Below are 19,973 nucleotides of genomic sequence, written 5' to 3'. Positions count from 1 at the left end.
AGCCAAATACGACGCCCGGCGAATTTGTTATGGTGGAGGTGTTATCGACATCCATCCGACCGGGGGTCTATTTGCATGACGTTAAAGCAGCCTGACGTTCAGAAAATGTTCCAGCAGCCATCCGCCGAATATCGGCCCGCGCCCTTGTGGGTTTGGAACGATGACATGGAGCCTGCGCGAATCCGCGAGCAGCTTCGGGAGTTCGCCGGACACGGGTTCGGGGGGGCTTTCGTCCATCCGCGACCGGGTCTCGTGACCGAGTACCTGTCTGACGACTGGTTCTCCCTATGGGGAGAAGCGCTTGCGGAAGCGGAGCGGCTCGGCCTGAAACTGTACATTTACGACGAGAACTCGTACCCTTCAGGATTCGCAGGTGGTCACGTTCCTTCGGAGCTCCCGGACTGTCTGGCCAACTGCGTTCTGTTCAAGGAGTTGGACCTTGCTGCCGCCCAAGCGCTCGGGACCGTATCGTCTCCGATGCTGAACCGTCCGGGCCATCCGATCCGCGCTTTTGCCGTTCGGCCGTCCACCGGTGGTACGAAGTGGGAAGCGCTTCATGACGTGACGCATCTGCCTGCATCCGAATGGGGGCTGCATGGGAACCGCTTCTGGCTCTTCGAGTTGGGGACGCCGGAAACGAACAGCTGGCTCGGAGGTTTCGCTTACGTCGATCTGTTGCGGCCGGAAGTGACGGAGCGGTTCCTGCAAACGACGCACGAAGCCTATCGGCAGCGTTTCGGCGACCGATTCGGCCAATCGATTCCCGCGCTGTTCACGGACGAACCGGAAATTTCCCCGGGGAACTTGTTCCAGGACGGGGACCGCTTCCTCCCGTTCAGCTTCTGGTTCGCTGCGGAATTCGAGCACCGCAACGGCTACGATCTCAAAGATTATTTGCCGTGTCTGTTCCGCGATGCGGTCGTCAAGGGGTTTCCGCACGACGCGCAAAAGGTGAGGTACGACTATTACAGCACGATGCATCATCTATGGACCGAAAATGCCGTAAAGCCGATTTCCGCATGGTGCGAGCGGCACGGCATCGCCTATACCGGCCATTACCTGGAGCACAATTGGCCGCACCCGTTCCATCGCGCATCCCCGGCCGTCATGTCGATGTACGAATACATGCACTGGCCAGCCATCGACATGCTCATGACGAAGCTGCTCCACCCCGAGCATGCAGATGAGCAGCATTTTCCCGCGAACGAGTCCTTGCTCATGCTGGGCATCCGCGAGGCGCATAGCGCGGCCAACCAGTTCGACCGTCCACGGGTGCTCTGCGAGGCGTACGGGGCCGGCGGCTGGGATTCTTCCTTTGAGGATTACAAACGGATCGGCGACTGGCTATTCGTCCATGGCATCAACTTCCTGAATCCGCACTTGAGCTTCTCCACCATCGTCGGAGCGCGCAAGCGTGATCATCCGCAATCGTTCGATTGGCGTCAGCCCTGGTGGGAAGCATTCGGCGCGGTGAACGATTATTTCGGCCGTCTGTCGTATGCGCTGTCCCAAGGAAAAACGGTCAACCGGATGCTGCTGCTCAATCCGACGACGTCCTCGTTCCTGTTCACTCCGCATGACTATGAACACAACGAATCGTACCGGCGGGGAATTTCCGATACGGCCCAGATGGCTCAGCGGCTTTGCGACGGCTGGTGGGACTACGACTGGGGAGACGAATTCCTACTGGAGCGGCATGGGGAGGCTGCAAACGGCACGTTAACCGTAGGAGCCCGATCTTACGGACTAGTCCTCATTCCGCCGGGCGTCGTACAGTTGAAGCGAAGAACGGTTGAACTGCTGCGGCAATATATGGATCAGGGGGGCAAAGTGTTGAGCTTGGGCGGAACGCCCGAGCGGGTGGAAGGCGAGCGATTCGACGCGCTATCGCTTTCGGGGCATCCGAATTGGATCGACTGTTCCGGCTTCGACCAGCTCGATGCGGCAATCAGGCGCTCGTTCGCCCCGCGGATCGCATGGGCATCGGGACGGACGGAGATCGCAGGCAGCGCCTGCTTACGGCGGGAGTGGGAGGACGGCAGCGCCGTTTATTTCCTAGTCAACAGCAAGCCGGAACCGTTTGCGGACGTTCTGATCGTAAACGGCGAGGCGGCCGAGCAATGGGACCCGATGACGGGCGAATGCCATCCTTTGCCGATGCGGCGGTCCGAAGACGGACGCATGGAAATACCGGTGCGGATCAACGGTTCCGGATCGCTGCTCATCCGCGTGCCCGCAACGGGAAATGCCACAGCGGCGGAGGACGAATCCGCAGGCTTCCCCAGCCTGAGAGCACCGGCTTCCCATACGGCGCCAGCCGTTTCCGCGACAACGGTAACGCCCGACCGCGGCAATATGCTGCCGATTATGTACTGCGATGCGACAATCGGCTTGAAAACGTACCGAAACGTGAGCACCATGCATGCCGGACGCCTCGTTTTCGAGCATCACGGCTTCGATACGAATCCTTGGGACAATGCGGTTCAATTCAAGAGACGGCTTCTCGACCGGGATCGCGCATTCGGAGACCGCAGCGGGCCGGCGGTCGACTACCGCTTCCATATTCGTCAAGACGCCGTTCTGTCCCCCATCGGCTTGATCGTGGAGAGGCCTGAGCTGTACCTCATTTCAGTGAACGGGCAGCTCGTGCCGATGGAACCGGGAACGTGCTGGCTGGATCATCGCATGGGTCAGGCCGACATCGGGGCCGTCGTTCAAGCCGGGGAAAACATCGTTCGACTGGAAGCCAAGCGGTTCTCTATTTTCATGGAAATCGAACCCGTGTACGTGACCGGGGAATTCACGGTCGAAGCGGAACAAGGGCGGTGGGCGATCGGCCCTGGCCGACCGCTCTCGACAGGCTCCTGGGACGGGCAGGGCTACCCGTTCTACGGATCGGCGATGACTTACCGCAAACAAGTCAGGATCGACCCGCAGGTCCGATCAGCTGAAGTCGTTCTCTCCGATTGGCGCGGCACGATCGCTTCGGTCGCGGTCAACGGGAACCAGGCCGGATTGATCGGTATGGAACGCCGCAGCCGGCTCGACGTCACGGCTTTCATCCGTCCCGGCGAAGTCAACGACATTTCCGTGCGGGTATGCGGCAGCTTCAAAAATTTGCTCGGTCCGCATTTCGACCCCTCGAATCCGAGGAACGTCGCTTGGCCGGGCAACTGGAAGAACGCCCCAGTTTACGGGCCGCCACCCGCGGAATCCTACGACCGGATCGATTACGGCTTGTTCCGGGATTTTGAAGTGGAGGTTGTCGGCCTGGAATAACGGGGCGCGATTTCGTTAACCCTCCTCCGGGAACATACGGAACTGGGAAGGGGAGAGGCCGGTCATCTTTTTGAAGCTGCGCGAGAAATAATGGACGGTGCCGTAGCCGAGCCGCTCTGCGATCGTGGCGAGCTTCTCGCCTGTCAGCAGCATTCTTTTCGCTTGCTTCGTTCTTTCGTTCAGCAGAAAGGCCTTCGGATTTTGACCCATCAGCTTGCCGAATAAATCGGCGAAATAAGTCGGATGGTATCCGCACATCTTCGCAAGCTGCGGGGTCGACCACTGAATGCCGGGATTCAACCGAATCGTCTCCAACGCGGGGGCGATTTTCCCGTATTCGGAGTCGGGCGGAAATACCCGGATGCTCAGCCTGACGATGCCGGCAATCAGGGCCATCAGCTGGGAGCGAAGAACGAATTCATACCCGGTATCCTGCTCTTGATACTCGAGCGCGATGGATGCGAACAGCGGTTCGAGCGACAGCGCTTGGAACCGGTGGGGGAGGCGAACCGTCCGTCCGTCATCCAGACCGATGTCGTAAGGAACCGGCTGCCGCGACAGATCTTGAGGGGAGCATTCGATCAATCCTTCGATCGGATGCACGGGCGACAGATGTTCGACGTGCCAATCGAAATGAATGCTGAAATAGGACGTATCCTTGGCAATGGTCAGCCGATGCGGGCTGTCCGATCCGTAATAGGCGCAGTGCCCAGGCTCCAGCACGAACGACTCGGGACCGAGCGCGACTTCGATCGCGCCGCCGGCAACGTAAAGCAGCTGACAGTCCGGAATCGTCCGGGGGCCCCAGGCAAATCCGGTTTTGAACGATCGCTCGGCGTAATTGACGCGCGGCATCAGGCCGCTTAAAGCTCCCAAATGGACGGACAAGACGGCCCCCCCCCCTTTTTTCTTACTATTATAAGATCAATCCGGCTACTCCTCCATAAAAACAAAAAAAGGAGCATTTCCATGACACCTGGCTTCTCCAGATTGCTGCGTTATCGCTCCTGCTATCCGCATATTCGCTTTGCCCATTTCACGAAGCATCCGCGGCATCATGTCAAACGGTATATCTACGATCATGAATGGATTCTGATCGAGGAGGGCGCTGGAGCTGTCGAATCGGAAAATGGAAAACTGCCCTACGAGAAAAACGCCTTGCTGCTGATTCCCCCTGGAATCGTCCATTCCTTTGTGGATGAACGAGGTCCGGACTTTGCGCAATATGCGGTGCATTTCGATTGGGAACCCCGCCCGCAGCTTTCAACCGAGCTGTGGTGCCATCATACGGACACGGTTACGGTCGACAAAGGCTCCTTCTGGGTGCCGAAGATTCTCGTCATCCCTTCCTTGCCTGCCTCCATCCAGCAACAATTGAAGGAGGTCGTTGCGGCGTTTCAGAGCAATGGCGCATACCGCAAGCTTGCCCACACTGCCGCTTTCCTCCGGTTTGTTGAATCGTTAGCAACCGCGCTCTATCAGGGCGACATTCGTGCTATGGAACTGAATCGTCCGCAGGGTAGCGACAGTCGGAAGGTTCGGGAGGAGGTCATGCGTGTCTTCGAAAGCGTTCACCGGCTCGTAGAGGAATCCGCATTCGATAAATCCGATTTTGATCGGATTTGTTCAGAATCGCACTTCTCGGCGTCCCACCTCCGCAGGCTGTTCCGAGTGCACACCGGCTACTCCCCTCATCAATACTTTACGATGCTGCGGATGCGGAAAGCCGGCGAATTGCTGCTGCAGTCCTCTCTGTCCATCGAGGAGATCTCCTTCCTCTGCGGTTATGAGGACGCCAAATATTTCAGTCGGCTGTTTCGAAATCGGGAAGGACTCTCTCCGCAGCAATACCGTCAAGCCATTACGATCAATTGATCGTTTCGTCCACCTCACTTCACCACATCTGCCTCCCTTCCGCCTCTTTCTTCCATGTATCATGGGGGATGGAGGTGTTCTCATGAGTGAGCCGCTGAATATTCTCGTCCTGATCGTCGACCAGATGCAGTCTTTCTCGCTTGGCGCAAACGGCAATCCCGACGTCAAAACGCCTAACATCGACCGCTTGGCGGCAGAGGGCGCGAACTTCAACAGAGCCTACTGCAACAATCCGGTCTGCATGCCTTCCAGGGCAACACTGCTCACCGGACTCACGCCCAAGCAGCACGGCTGCTTTACGAACGGCACGAATCTGCCGGAGCATATTCCCACTTTGCCGCAGGTGCTTGCCCGGCATGGATACCGGACACACGCTGCCGGAAAGCTGCATCATCAATCGTATATGTCTCCTGCCAACCCGATTGACCCGGAGCGGCCATGGTCCATGGAGGACAACCGGAAATGGAAAAACGGAGAAATCGCGAAGCTCCCGGAAAACTACTATGGCTATCAATCCGCGGATTTTATCGGCGGTCACATCGACGTATGGGGAGAATACGCGCAGGAAATGGAGCGGAAGCAGCCCGGGTTTATGAAGAAGTACTCGGAGGCAGGCGCTTATTATTCCCATCCGGAAGCTCCGATGTGCTACCGCATCGATGTTCCGGAGGAACTGCACTATAACCGCTGGATCGCCGACCACAGCATCGCTTTCATGAAGGACTGTCAATCCAGCGGACAACCTTTTTTCGAGTGGTGCTCGTTTCCCGACCCGCATTTCCCGTTTGTCGCGTCCAATCCTTACAGCGAGATGTATGATCCCGCGAGCCTTTCGCTCCCCGACAATTGGGAGCAGAAGAACGATATGCTGGAACACTTGGTTGCGTACCGAAATATGCCCCAGTATCAGCAGGCTGGCCATTTCACGGAGTCGGCATTGCGCGAGATTATCGCTCAAACCTACGGCGCGATTACACACGTGGATACGGAGATCGGCCGTATGGTTAACTTTTTGGAACAATCGGGTCTACTGCCACACACATTGATCATATTTATGGCGGACCATGGAGAGTATCTTGGCTCGCATCATTTGTTGACCAAGGGGGAATGGCCTTGGGAAGAAGGGGTTCGCGTACCCTATATTTGGCGGGATCCGCAAGGCAGCCAAGCGCTTGGTCGCACGCACGGGCATGTCGTCAGCCTGCTCGATTTTGTCCCGACGGTGTTGGAATATGCCGGGATCGATCAGCGTGAAATGGACACGCGCGGCTTTCGCCATTCCCAACCTCTCGGACTGCCGGGACGCTCTCTATATCCATTCTTGAGAGACGGCCGACCGCTGCCCGACTTGCCTGCCTATATCGAATATGATGAGGATTGGCTGCCGGCTTCCATGTGCCGGATGCGAGCTATCGTTACTGGACAATATAAACTCGCGATTTTTGCGCTCGTGCATGAAGGGATTTTAATCGATTTGGAGCGCGATCCGCACGAAACTCGCAATCTGTGGGACGATCCGCAATATCAGCACATTCGCGCGGAACTGACCGAACAGCTGCTGATGGAGTTAGCCCGGACCGGACGGCTCGATCTGCCGCGAATTACCGGAGCCTGAGTCTTGAAAAAGGGTTGATTCGTCCAAGCTGATGAAACAGCTTGGACGAATCAACCCTTTGCCATCTATCCTGCAGACTTACTTTTGGACGAATACGTCTTTCACCATTTCCAGATAACCGTAATCGTACAAGTCGTCCGGTTGAAGATAACTTGTTTCCGTCCATTCGTTCCAGCTGTTGATCGTAATCAACGGATGTTGGCCAGGATGCGCATCGGCATACGCCTTGGCTTTAATCAGAGCTTTCCGCACGTTTTCCGGCGTATTGTTTTTGACAATCCCGGGACGGAACTCCTGGAATCGCGGATTGTTGTCCCACCCTATCGAGATATGCGGGTAATACGGGACGTTGTAATTCGCATCGATCCGCCTCCATTCCTTCACGACATCCTCCATGATTTCCGTGTAATCCCTGTCGATATCGACAAAATGAATAAACTGATAGTGCGATAGGCTGTCGAATCCTAAACGGCTCACCATCTCGGTTGTCGTTGCCGTCTTGTCCCCGTCTACGCCGCTAAGATCGAAGTTCGTCTCATTCCAAAGCGTCAGCTGCAGATGGAGGCCGGGAAGACCTGATTGAACCGTACGATTTCTGAACCAGTCCAGCGCCTTTCGAGTCTCGTCCGCCCCCCCCAAGCCTTTCATCAGATTAGCCAGATCATAGATCATAAATACCGGTTTACGATCGATCGTATAGTAGGACGGATGCTTAAAATACATCTCGATCAAGCGGTCCGCGATCCTTTCGAATTGTTGACGATCGACGGCCGCATCCCAGATGATATTGTCGTCCAGATGAGAAATTCGAATATCCCACACGTTATTGACATTGTGGTTGGCCCACATCAGATAAAACTTGACCCGGTCATTGTTCTTGGCCTTCAAATATCCGTTGTTGAGACACTGTTCCAGAAAAGGACGCTTGTCGTACCAGTACCAATCATAGATGAACACATTTACGCCATGGTCGGCGGCGGCATTGATCTGCATCTCCATCACGTAAGGATCCGCTTCGTTCACATAACCCCATAGCGGCTTGCGCGGCCAGTTGTGATCCGCACGCTTCTTCACGGCATTTTTGACCGATTGCCATTCGCCGATGCCCTCCGGCCAAAACATCCTTGTACGGGGCTCGTCCCCCGTATATGCCGGCCAAACATAGGCCGCAACATCATATTTTTGCATTAGCAGATTTTCTCCTTCTGCCAGCGGATCGATTCATCCCATTCCGAGTAGGACAAGCTGGTGTCCCGCCAGTAATATTGATGCGGTTCGTCGCCCCAGCCCTCATAGATTTCATCCCAAGTCGCCACATGCGGCTTCAGGGCGCGGGGATCGATGACTTCATCGGCCGGCTGATACCTGAAGTCGCAGGAGAGCCGTATGGCGCCCGGCGTTTGATTGGGAAGCGCCTTATGCACAGTCAGGCTATTGAACAAGACCACGTCGCCCGCTTCATAGTCTCCTTCCGCCCAAGCCAGATCAAGATCGCACAGAATCGCTTCGAGGTTTCCCGCGCCGCTGTGCGCTGCCACCTGAAATATGCCGTGCTTGTGGCTGCCTGCAAGCATCGAGAGGCCTCCGAGCTCCCTCGGACAATCTCCGATCGGAAACCAGGTCGTCCAGGTAGCGGACGTTCCCTGGATGTGTATGAAATCCTGATGCGGCGGCGTCGCGCTTAATGAAGCGTGCGGGAGCATAATTCGGCCGATCGTCTTCGGATGCGGGAACGGTTCGGTTCCGAACAGTTGGCGCATGACATGCAGCAATCCTTTGTCGTGCAGCATTTCCTGAAACAACGGCAGCCGCTGTACGGCTAAATAGATGTCGGCTGTCGTGCCGACATCGGCGCGATCCAGCTCCAGTCGATTCACCGCGTCGACGTCAGCCTTTCCATCCAACAGAGGCTTTTCGGCGTCGAGAAGACCGAGGGAAGCGAGCAATTCAAATATCTGCCGGCGTAGCTGCAGCAGCTTTGCCTTATCCACAATTCCTTTCATAAACAGGTAACCATCCCGTTCGGCCCGTTCTCTCAGCTGTTCCGGATGTTCGAGCAACGGCGTTGAATCGACGAATGCCAGGCGTTCTTCGCGATTATTCATAGGTTTGTCCCCTCTCCATGGAATTCATTATTTAATGACGCCGATGCAGGCCAATTTAAACCGGGTACCGCGGCAATTGACATCCTCGCCATGGACCACCTCGATTTCGATCCGATGGGTACCGCGGGCCCACTGATCGGACAGCAGCGTAAATCGGTACCATCCTTCATCGACGCACCAGGATTCACGGTTCCGCTTGACGCGCACAGGCTCACCATTGTCCACCGTATAAGTAAATTCGGAGGCATACGTGCCGAAATCGAAACCGAGCACCAAACCTCTTCCTTCAAACGAAAAACGGAGTTTCGCTCCGACGGCGGAAGTGACCAGCATTTCATCGATCCATACGATCGTGCTGCTGCGATGTACGACCCAATGCCCAGAGGTGGTCACTTCATCGAGCGGAACGAAATCGATATCTTCCCAATGATCCGCTTCAATAGGTGCCGGGAGCTGCCTCGGCAATGCCGTGAAATTTGAAACATCGGACCTGTTCAATTCTTGTTCCAGGAACCTCATGACGCTTTGGGCATAGCTAAGACTGCCGCGATGAGTAGGATGCAGGCCGTCGGGCAGCCACTCTTCCCACAGCAAGGCGCCTCTTTGCACTTCTTCGAATGCATGCAGCCCCATCCAGACGGAGCTGATGGCATAACGATCGGCCAGTTCCTCGAATTCAGCGATGGAATCCGGTACTTTGCCGGCCTTCATCTCCGGATACATAGCCTGAAGGAAGGTATAGGTCAACACGACATCGCAGGTGCTGCGCGACAACAGCCTCCGAATCAACCCTTCACGGCTTTTCTTCCGCTGTTCCACCGGGACGTAATAATCATTGACGGCATACTCCACGAAGACGAGGTCGCAATTGCGACGGATAATATCGTTGTCCATCCGGAACAGTCCGGAATCGCTCCCCGTAGCTCCAATTGCGGCATTCTCGGCAATGAATCGTGCGTTCGGATACTGCCATGCCAGCCAGTTCATGATCTTATCGGACCAATTGTGTCCGGGGCGGGCATCCGTGATGGACCCGCCCAGGAAGCCGACGCGGACTTCCCCTTCCCTTAAGGCATGCAGGGTCCGGATAAGCGGCGTTCGTACGGTCATCTTATTCACCGTGATTCTCTCCTTTGCGTTTATTTACAATCGTCACTTGAGGGTTCCAGATCACCTTGTCCGTATGTTCGTGATCGCTCTTGCCGGCGATAAAATAAAGACAATCTCCATGCTTCATGTCAAGCTCCATCGCGTGTTCGGCCGACGCGGAGTCGTCCGCCCGCAAGGCAACCGGCCCCCAGATGTTCTCATCCAGGTACGGATATTCGCCGCTCCGTTTGATGCGAACAATGGCGCCTCCCTCTTTGCCGCCGTGCTGAAGCAAGACGGTTCCCGCTACGCTCACGACGCCGTCGCAAGGCGCGACCCATTTTCTCACCGCATGATAGTTCTCGCCGGGCTGCATCCAATCCGCGCCGATCTTCGCTTGCGACCCCACGCCTTGCCAGCAGCGGCTGTTCGCATCCCACGCCATATTCGACCAGTCCGGATAAGCCGTCATAGGCGCGTACTGCTGCAAATACGCCCAGTTGTTTCGGCCTTGTCCGGCGCTGAAATCGACAGAAGCCTCGTAACGGCTCGGCATGTCCGGCGCCGCCGCCGGCTTCACCGGATCGCCCGGCAGCGGCGCCGCCCGCACGTAAGCCGAGGCATTGCCGTCGCCGTCCACGGCGCGGACTTGGAAGACGTCGACGATGCCGGCTCCTTCGCAGAAGTAGAACGTCCCTCTCGACACCTTATCCGTCGCGACGCCGTTTCTTTCGATCTCATAGTAGGACAGCCAATGGTTATCCGTCGCTTCCGACCAATTCAATTCGATGCCGAATCGCCCCATATAGACGGCTTCCTGCATCGTCGGCGAGCCGGGCGCGCTTGGCGCTTCCGAATCGTACCCCGATCCCGGGTAATGGGGGACATTGAATAAAACGAGCTCTCCCGCTTGCAAATTCGGGAGCGCAACGCCGTTGAGCTTCCAATGTGCGCCTGTCTCCGCAGGGGAACGATACCCGCTCCTCGGGCAGCTTACCGTATACTGCATATCGTCCAACAGACCTTTGGGATACACCTTTACTTGCTGATCGTAGAACGGCGCGTAACTATTGAACATGATCATCGCACGGCTATGGTCCCGATTCGTCTTCTGAAGCACATAGGTTGCGTCGTGCGGTTCCGAGACGGCAGGCCGGTACACCTTGACCCATCTTCCATAGAGACCTTGCTCTGTCAAGTAACGATGAAGATCATGGTATCGGCGAATGCGCTCCTTAAGCTCTAACTCTTCCGGCTGCAAAGCATTGAAGCGAGTGGCGCGATCCATTCCCGGCTCCGTTTGGAACGCATGAATGAGTTTGTCCAGAGGTAGCTTAAGCGATTGATAATAGCCGGCATAGTGCTTGGCATTGCCGTCCGTCAATTGCTGCGTATCGGAGTAACGAACGGCCTCCATGGAGAGAATTTCTCCACCGGAAGAGCAGCCCTCTATCCAGGCTTCAGGGTTGGCCTCCTTGAACGCCCTCAGCAATCGGAAGAAGTTATGGGACTGCTGCAGCATATCATTGTCGCTGCCGCCAGATCGATTCGCGGCGAACCCGTCGTATCGCCACTGATAAGGCCCCCACTCCCGCTGGAGTTCGTTCGCCTTGCCCAGCATCCATTGATAGGCTTCTTCGTTCGCCAAATTCAGGCTGAGGCCGTAAAATCCCACCGTTGCATCGCCAACCAAATAATCGGAATGACGCTCGATGACATCCGAGCCGTAGTCCGCATGCCAGAAAGGAGACCATACCTTCATCATCATGCCGCTCTTCTTCACATACCGGTTCAATTCCTCAAAGTCGTCGCCTTCCCAGGCAGCCTTCCAATCTCCCCTGTGGCCATACCAATCCGCATCGATATGAACGGTCTTTCCTCCGATGTAACGATTATAGTTCACCGACTCGAAGGCAAACGGCATTTGCGGACTGACCCGCCACTGCCACGTTCCTCCCATGCAGCCGTTAAAGCGGGTATAGTCCCACAAGTAACGATACGTATAGTCCAAAATGGTATTGCCCATATCGTCCAGATCGCCGCTGAAGACGCCGATGATGCTTACGGGCGACGTTAGGCTCGCTTCAGGCGCAATAGGCTTTTCCGTCATGCTGATCGACCCGTTCAATTGAACGCCGGCAACGTCCGCCTCGATCGTGGAGAGCCAATGGCCGTTGTAGTCGAAGGAGAGCCAGATGCCCTCCTCCAACTTCCGGTTGCGCAGCGTGAAAAACGCATCGTAAACGGACGTTCCCTGCTCGTACGATCCGGTTTCATTCCGGCAGGCGCCGTCGACTTCGATCACTTCCGGCTTATCGTACGAATCGAACGTGCGGACATAAGCGGGGGTCAGCGGCACGGTCTTCAGAATCCCCGAACCGGTAAAATGCCCGCCTCCCGTCATATACTGCATGTCGAAATCGGCGATATCGGCGTGCATCAGGCGAAACCTGAACATCGACGGGGCCGAGTAGCGCTGTTCCCGGCCCGAACGGTTCCGGAAAACCGACCATTCCTTCATTGCGCCCGTGAACGGGAACACCACATAGTACCGCGTAACATCCAGCACGGCATTGCCGATCGTCAGCGCCAGCTGCAATTCGCCCTGGGACAGAGTGGAGACGGCGTGCGATCGGTACGTCCACCCTGTCGAAGCGCCGGTATAGGCAACGGCATTCGCTTCAATCCGGAACTCGTCCGGAAGCGCATCCCCCTGCACATATTCCCGGTTTGTCCGTTTATTCCGATAGCTGGTCGTCAGAAGTTGTCCGTTGTCGGTCAGTCGAATCTTTCTCTCTACCGTCTCAGTCCCCAGTGTCCACAGACTGGATTCGGCATCGTAGACAATGTAGGCGTCGCCGGAAGAACCGGACATGGCTATACAACCCCTTTATGGCTTTATTGATAGAAGAACAGTCTCGGATCCCACAAGGTGGAATCGAAGTAGTTGTTGCCGTTCTTGTTCACGATGAAATAGAGAGCATCCCCTGCTGCGACCGCCACCGTGAAATCATGATCGATGCCTGTCGTCGTATCGGTTCCCGCGATCGTTTGCGTTCCCCAGACCGTCGTGTTGTTTTGCTTGATCGTAACCTTCACGCCGTCGCCTCCGGAAGCGTACATCCGGACGTTCCCTTTGACATTGACATAGCCGTTCGCCGGGGCGACCCATTTGCGCACCGAATCGTTCGTGTCGGGATGCTGGGCGTTTTTCATGACGAGCACGTAGGGCTGACTTCCGACCCACTGCTGGTTCACCGCGTCATAAGTGGCCAAATTGCTGTAGGCGGTGCCGTTCCATTCCTGATAGTACCAGTTGGCGCTGCCCTGGGTGGACGAGAAATTCGCCGAGGCCTGATAATCGTCCCCGTATGCGATGAACGGGTCCCAGTTCACGCCGTCAAAGTAGTAATTGACGTTTTTATTCACGATAAAATAGAGCGCTTCCCCTTGTCTGACGTCGAGCAAAATATGGTGGTTCGTTGCCGTCGTACTCGTGCCCGGGATCGTAACCGGCCCCCATACGTCGCTGTCCAGGAACGGATACTCTCCCCCTTTCTTGATCCGCACGACGACGCCGTCGCCTCCCTGGTTAGGCTGGGAAAGCGTGATCGAACCTTTAATCATAATTTTGCCGGCCTTCGGCGCTACCCATTTGCGCACGGCATTATATTTGTCCTCGGGATGCATCCAGCTGGCGGCAATTCTGGCGTACGGATCGTCCCCTTTCCAAAGGCTGTTGGCCGCATCCCATTCCATGTTCGTCCAGTAAGAGATGCCGGCGATCGGCGTATATTGCTGAAGATAAGCCCAGTTGCCCTGACCTTGCACGGAGCTGAAGCCCGTCGAAGCTTGGTACACATTCGGAATCGGCGTTGTGCCGGGATCCGACGGGCCGCCCGTCAGCAGAGAAGCCGTCGCGTAAGCGGACGTATTGCCGTCGCCGTCTACGGTTCTGATTTTGAACGTATCGGCGGTGCTGCCTCCTTCATAGAAGTAGAAGGTGCCCTTGGCCACTTTATCGATGACGACGCCATTGCGCTCGATCTCATAGTAGGACAGCCAGTTATTGTCCGTCGCCGCCGTCCAGTTCAGTTCGATGCCGAATTTGCCCATATTAATCGCGCTTTTCTTCGTTGCCGAACCCGGCGCCGTTGGATTCGTGGAATCCGTGCCCGATCCCGGATAATTCGTCACATTGAACAGAACCGCTTCTCCTGCCTGCAGATTGCTCAGGCTGATGCCATTGGTTTTGAAATAGGCGCCGGTATTGGTTTGCGAGGCGCAGCTGCCTTTCGGGCAGCGAACGGTGTAAGTCGTTCCATCCAGGAGACCTTTCGGATAAACCGTCAAATTTTGACCGAAGAAAGGCGTAAAAGAGCTGAACATCAGCATAGCCTTGTCCTGGTCTTTGTTCGTCTTCTGGATGACATAGGTCTGATCGTAGCCCGCCGTAACGGTAGGACGGTAAACCTTGACCCAACGGCCAGCCAAGCCTTGCTCGCCCAAGTACTTGTAGAAGTCGATGAACTTGCGTGAATTTTCCTTGGCGGTCGGCGTAATTTCATCCAAAAAATTGAACCGGGCGGAGGCCAGACCGGTCTCCGAATAGAACGTATGTCCCAGCTTGTCCAAAGGCAGCTTCAACGATTGATAATAGCCTGCATAGTGCATGGCGTTGCCGTCGGTCAATTGCTGCGTATCGGAGAACCGTACCGCTTCCATCAGCAAAATTTCGCCGCCGGACGAGCACCCGTCGATCAACGCATTGGGATTCGCATCCTTGAATGCCTTCAGCAGCCGGAAAAAGTTGTTCGACTGCTGCAGCATGTCGTTGTCGCTGCCGTTCGATTGATTGGCCGCATAGCCGTCATATCGCCATTGATAGGCCCCCCACGCGGTTTGCAGCGAGTTGGCCTTGTTCAGCATCCAGTTGTATGCATCCTCGTTGGCCAAATTCAGACTCATCCCGTAGAAGCCGAGCGTTGCGCCGCCCACCAAATAGTCGGGATGGTTCTTCACGACATCCGAACCGTAATCCGCGCTCCAGAAGGGAGACCATACCTTCATCTTCATGCCGCTCTTGGCCAGGTACGCGTTCAGCGCCTGAAAATCGTCGCTCGCCCAGCTCGGCTGCCAATCTCCCTTGCGATTGTACCAATCCGCATCGATATGAACCGTGCCGCCGCCTACGTATCGCGCGTATTTTACCGCTTCATAAGCGAAAGGCATTTGCGGACTCACACGCCATTGCCAGGCCCCCCCGCCTCCGCCCCGGGTATAATCCCACAAGTATCGGTACGTGTAGTCCAGAATCGTGTTGCCCATATCGTCCACATCGCCGGTGAAAACGCCCATAATGCTTTTCGGCGCCGTAATGGAAGCATTGGCATTCACCGAATAGTTGGTCATGCTGATATAGCCGCCCAGATTGATCTTCGTTCCGTAGTTGCCGATCTGAGCATACCAGTGGCCGTTATAATCGAAGGAGAGCCAGACCCCTTCGTTCAGTGACTTGTTGCGCAAGGCGAAGAAAGCGTCGTAAACGCTCGTCCCTTGCGTGATGGAGCCCGAATTGTTCCTATTCTGGCCATCCACCGTAATCACTTCCGGAGTGTCGTATGAATTGAATGTACGGGCGTAGGTCGACGTCATCGCCGCCGACTTGAGAATGCCCGAGCCGGTAAAGTTGCCGCCGCCGGTCATATACTGCAAGTCGACGTTGGCCAGGTCATTCTGCATTAACCGGTGCTTGAACATGTAGGGCGAGGAGAAGTTCTGCACGCTTCCCGAGATGTTCTTGAATACCGACCATTCCTTGATCGCGCCGGTGTAGGGGAATACGATGTAGTAACGCGTGACCTCGATAACCGCGTTATGAATGGTCACGGACAACTGCAGTTCTCCTTGCGATAAGGTAGTCGTAGAATAGGAATCGTAGGTCCAGCCCGTCGAAGAGCCGTTGTAGGCAGTCGATCCGACCGTGATCTGGAATTCGTCCGAATTCTGGGTTCCCTGCACGTATTCCAGATTGGTCAGTTTGTTTTTGAAGCTGGTCATCAGAAGTTGGCCGCTGCCGTTCAACTGAACCTTCTTCTCTACCTTATCCGTTCCCAGCGTCCATGTTTTGGTGCCGGCATCGTAGTTGATATAGGCGTCGCCGGAGGTGCTGGCGCTGACATAACCTTGCTTGGAAATCAAAAAGATAAGGACCGCGAGTACACTCCATTGCATCATTCTTCTCATCGTGCATTCCTCCATCAGTATTAATCTCTTGCCTGAAGATCGAGGATTCTCGCTTGCTTGCGCCATGGAAACTTGACGGTCAGGATTGCCCGATCCTTATTCTTTCACGCTTCCGAGCACAATTCCGGTCATAAAGTATCGCTGCAAGAACGGATACACCAGCATGATCGGCAATGCGGCCATGAAAATCTGTGCTGCCTTCACCGTTTGGTCCGAAATTTCCGAGAGTATAGCCAATTGATCCGCGCTCATATTGGCGAAGGTCGTCGAACTGACTCTGACGACAACGGTCTGCAAGTAACTCTGGAGCGGATAATGATCGGGAGAGTTCATCAAGATCATTCCGTCAAACCAAGAGTTCCAATGCATGACCATGTTGAACAGGAGAATGGTGGCAAGCGCCGGCTTCGACAAGGGCAGATAGATGCTCCACAAGGTATGCCAATGGGAAGCTCCATCGACAAAGGCTGCCTCCTCCAGTGCTTTGGGCAAGCCCCGGAAGAAGTTAAGCAGCAGGATGCAATTGAAGACCGGGATCGCAGCCGGCAGCACAAGCGCCCAAATCGAGTCCATGATGCCGAACATCTTGACGTTCATGTACATCGGGATCAAGCCGCCGTTAAACAACAAGGTGACCACGAAAATCCAGGCGAACGCCGTTCGGCCCCGGAATTCATGCGATTGCTTGGAGAGCGGATAGGCGGTCAGCACGATGAACAGCATATTGAGCCCTGTGCCCAGAACCAATCTCTCCACGGAAATCAATAAAGCCTTGAAAAACTGTTCCCGCTGAAAAACAAAAGAGTATGAATGGATCGTAAAGTCGAGAGGCCATAGCCCGACCGCTCCGGCAGCCACATTCGTCTTGTTGCTAAACGAGATCGCCAACACATGGATGAGAGGCAATATGCAGGCAATCGCGAATCCGATTAACAATGTATAGTTGAAAATCTCAAAAATCTGTCTTCCTAGCGATTTTCTCGCAACCATTACCCTGTGCGCTCCTCCCGTCAGAAAATCCGATAGTTGACCAGCTTATAAGCGGCATAATAGGATATGCCGATCAACAGCGTGGACACTACGGATTTGAACAATCCGACCGCAGTCGCGACGCCGTACTGCAGATCAACCAGTCCGATTCGGTAAATCATCGTATCCAGGATGTCGCCCGTACTGTATACCTGGGGACTGTAAAGATTAAATACTTGTTCGAAACCCGCATTCAATACATTGCCCAGGCTAAGCGTGGCAACGAGGACTATAATCGGCACCATGGCAGGCAAGGTCACGCTAAGCGTTTGACGCCACCGGTTCGCGCCATCGATGATGGCCGCTTCATATAGTGCCGGGTTCGCTCCGGTAATTGCCGCAAGAAAGACTATGGTGTTGAAGCCGCTCTCCTTCCACAGATCCGAGGCAATGAGCGTAAAGCGGAACCATTCCGGCTTGCCGAGGAAGAAAATCGGCTTGCCTCCGAAAAAGCGGATCACTTCATTGACCAGCCCGTTCGAGGGAGAGAGCAAGTCGATCAGAATCCCGCCCAGCAGTACCCAGGAGAGGAAATAAGGCAAGTAGATCAGCGTCTGAACGCCGCGTTTCACAATGGTCAACCGAATCTCATTGATCAGGATGGCGAGTACGATCGGAACGAGGAGATTAAACATGATTTTCAGGACCGCGATGATGATGGTGTTGAACAGCACCTGCCGCGTATCCGGAAGCGCCATAATGTAAGTAAAATTATCCAACCCGACAAACGGCGAATGCCAATAGCCCTTGTTCGGAATGAATCGCTGGAACGCCATGATGTTCCCTGCCATCGGCAAATAACTGAACAGAATGAGCACGATGAGCGGAGGCAAAATCATGACATACAGCGGCAGCATGTGACGAATCTTCGGTGAAACCATGGAACGATGCCTCCCCTATCCGGCAAGACTTCGAAGGAGAAGTAAGGTCACCCCGGCTTCTCCTTCATCTTGTTTAATATACCGATTATCTACTTTGTACTCAGCCAATCGTTGACTTCCTGCGTGATGGCATCGCCGCCGAGTTTTTTCCAGTCTTCTACGAATTTATCGAACGCATCCAGCGTTGCGCCGCCGACGATAATTTTCGTATAGGTTTCCAATTGCAGCTTATCGAGCGTCGACTTCCTCTGCGCCATCGTTGGGGTCACAGGGCCGGTGTACTGATCGGTCGTCGTCTCCTTATAGCTGCTGAGAGTTGCGAACGAGGAGCCCGTCGGGCCGACCCACTTCATCGCCGAATAGTTCGCGATATCCTTTTTTTCCTGATAAGCTTTAATTCCGTCGTAGTTCGTTTTGACATTCAAATCCTTCAATGCGTCCTGATTCCCTTCCAGCGCAGCCTTGACGCCTTCGTAAATATCGAAGTTCTGCGTCGGGCTCTGAAATACGACGGCGGCGAGCGGGTGGCGTTTGAAGCCGCCTTCCATTATGGTGCCGTCTTCATTGTACACATTGATGAAGTTCTTATCGTACATGCCCGTGTCGAACCCGTAAAATTTCTCAAGCGTATAGTTGGCCAGCTTCACGACCGCTTCCGGGTGCTGGAATCCTTTGCGCACGACATAGAAGGAGGCTCCGTTCGTATCGACGGCCATGCTTACCGAAGGAACGGCCGGCTTGTCATCCGCGGAAACGATTTGATACGGCTGCCAATCCGCCTTCGGATCGGCTTTGACCGAGTCAGGCAATGGCCAGAACGGAACCCAATGCATGCCGTAGAACATACCCAGCTTGCCGCTGACGAGCATTTCGCTGACTTTGGCCGCATCCTTCACGCCGAATTCCGGGTCGATCCAGCCCGATTCGAACATCTTCTTGATCGTTCCAAGCGCCGCTTTCGCTTCCGGCTGAATGCCGCCGTATACGAGCTTGCCGGCATCGTCCTTCACCCATTTGTTCACATATGCGTGGTATCCTTCGAACAAGCCGGCCAGATCGTGAATGCCGCCGGTATAGAGATCCTTGGTGAGTCCAATGCCATAGGTGTCGTTCTTGCTGTTGTTGTCCGGATCCTGTTTCGTGAACGCCTCCGCAATCTTCTGGACGTCGTCCATCGTTTGCGGTTCCGGCAGACCGAGCCGATCCAACCAGTCCTTCCGCACCCAGATCATGTAAGCGTCTTCATTCCCGCGCGGAACCGGCAAGGCCATTACTTTGCCGTCGAAGCTGGCGATATCCAGCGGTTGTCCGTTGTTGATGGCAAGCGCTTTTTTCATTTTGGGCGATGCGTATTTATGAATGACCTCGGTCAAGTCTTCCACCTGGCCGCTTTCCACGAGCAATTGAAGCTGCTTCCCGTTAACTTGAAAAATGTCAGGCAAGTCGTTGGAAGCGATCGTCACGTTCATCTTCTGCTCGCCGGGGCCGCCGGGGCTGGCGCCGATAACCGACCAGAGCAGCTTGATCTTGATGCCGAGTTCGTTCAGTTCGCCTTGCGACCAGATGCTGTTGTTTGCCGTTTCATTGTTGTAAAACTTCTCGACTTCTTGAAAAATTTTAACCGTGGAAACTTCAATGGGCGGATCGTATTTACCCAGCGGGTTAACCGGCTCGTCCTTCGATCCGGCGCTTGACGCTGCATCTTTCGTCGGACTCCCGGTTGCCGCAGCGTTGTCGCCCCCGTTCTTGCCGCCCTCGCCGCAAGCGCTGAGAACGAGCACCACCGCCATTGTCAATACCATAAGCAACGACAATCTTTTGGTCAATTTCATAGCCTCCCCTTTTCTTGGTGCG

Annotated in this window: 12 protein-coding genes; 3 read left to right on the top strand and 9 right to left on the bottom strand. The window is 55.1% G+C overall.

Features of this window, described 5'->3' with window-relative positions; genetic code table 11:
- Positions 1-75: 75 nt before the first annotated feature.
- The gene (locus ACFPOF_RS18605) at positions 76-3,279 is read left to right on the top strand and encodes a glycosyl hydrolase (protein WP_378135329.1); all 3,204 of its coding nucleotides are present in this window, start codon (positions 76-78) and stop codon (positions 3,277-3,279) included.
- Positions 3,280-3,294: 15 nt separating this feature from the next.
- On the opposite strand, the gene ACFPOF_RS18600 is transcribed toward ACFPOF_RS18605, so the two are convergent.
- Positions 3,295-4,167 carry a helix-turn-helix domain-containing protein gene (locus ACFPOF_RS18600; protein WP_378135328.1) on the bottom strand — a complete coding sequence of 291 codons (873 nt, stop codon included), beginning with the start codon at positions 4,165-4,167 and terminating at the stop codon, positions 3,295-3,297.
- Positions 4,168-4,248: 81 nt separating this feature from the next.
- Here ACFPOF_RS18600 and ACFPOF_RS18595 point away from each other — a divergent pair, with 81 nt between their 5' ends.
- Both ACFPOF_RS18595 and ACFPOF_RS18590 read left to right on the top strand, forming a co-directional pair.
- Positions 4,249-5,154, top strand: coding sequence for an AraC family transcriptional regulator (locus ACFPOF_RS18595; protein WP_378135326.1), 906 nt, complete (start codon positions 4,249-4,251; stop codon positions 5,152-5,154).
- Between the two features lie 82 nt (positions 5,155-5,236).
- Positions 5,237-6,769, top strand: a complete 1,533-nt coding sequence (locus ACFPOF_RS18590; RefSeq protein WP_378135324.1) for a sulfatase family protein — start codon at positions 5,237-5,239, stop codon at positions 6,767-6,769.
- A 78-nt stretch (positions 6,770-6,847) separates the two neighbouring features.
- Here ACFPOF_RS18590 and ACFPOF_RS18585 read toward each other — a convergent pair whose 3' ends face one another.
- From ACFPOF_RS18585 to ACFPOF_RS18550, 8 genes are all read right to left on the bottom strand, one after another.
- Entirely contained in the window at positions 6,848-7,957 is a 1,110-nt protein-coding gene (locus ACFPOF_RS18585) for a glycosyltransferase WbsX family protein (RefSeq protein WP_378135322.1), read from the bottom strand.
- A complete protein-coding gene (locus ACFPOF_RS18580) occupies positions 7,957-8,874 on the bottom strand; it encodes a phytanoyl-CoA dioxygenase family protein (RefSeq protein WP_378135320.1) in 918 nt (305 codons plus the stop codon). The genes ACFPOF_RS18585 and ACFPOF_RS18580 overlap by 1 nt, the downstream gene beginning before the upstream one ends.
- A 27-nt stretch (positions 8,875-8,901) precedes the next feature.
- Positions 8,902-9,984 (bottom strand): SGNH/GDSL hydrolase family protein, encoded by a 1,083-nt coding sequence (locus ACFPOF_RS18575; RefSeq protein ID WP_378136046.1) that lies wholly within the window; start codon positions 9,982-9,984, stop codon positions 8,902-8,904.
- A gap of 1 nt (position 9,985) precedes the next feature.
- Entirely contained in the window at positions 9,986-12,838 is a 2,853-nt protein-coding gene (locus tag ACFPOF_RS18570; protein WP_378135318.1) for a hypothetical protein, read from the bottom strand.
- A 23-nt stretch (positions 12,839-12,861) separates the two neighbouring features.
- Positions 12,862-16,209, bottom strand: coding sequence for a hypothetical protein (locus tag ACFPOF_RS18565; RefSeq protein WP_378135316.1), 3,348 nt, complete (start codon positions 16,207-16,209; stop codon positions 12,862-12,864).
- A 96-nt stretch (positions 16,210-16,305) separates the two neighbouring features.
- Entirely contained in the window at positions 16,306-17,199 is an 894-nt protein-coding gene (locus ACFPOF_RS18560) for a carbohydrate ABC transporter permease (protein WP_378135314.1), read from the bottom strand.
- 20 nt (positions 17,200-17,219) lie between these two features.
- Positions 17,220-18,119 carry an ABC transporter permease gene (locus ACFPOF_RS18555; protein ID WP_378135312.1) on the bottom strand — a complete coding sequence of 300 codons (900 nt, stop codon included), beginning with the start codon at positions 18,117-18,119 and terminating at the stop codon, positions 17,220-17,222.
- Positions 18,120-18,208: 89 nt separating this feature from the next.
- On the bottom strand, positions 18,209-19,945 hold the full coding sequence (locus ACFPOF_RS18550) for an extracellular solute-binding protein (protein WP_378135310.1): 1,737 nt from the start codon (positions 19,943-19,945) through the stop codon (positions 18,209-18,211).
- Positions 19,946-19,973 lie beyond the last annotated feature (28 nt).

It is taken from the genome of Cohnella soli (genome assembly GCF_042655525.1).
In the GTDB taxonomy this organism is placed as follows: domain Bacteria; phylum Bacillota; class Bacilli; order Paenibacillales; family Paenibacillaceae; genus Cohnella; species Cohnella soli.
The sequence above is the reverse complement of the archived record's forward strand: the minus strand, read 5'-3'. Positions and strand labels throughout refer to the sequence as shown.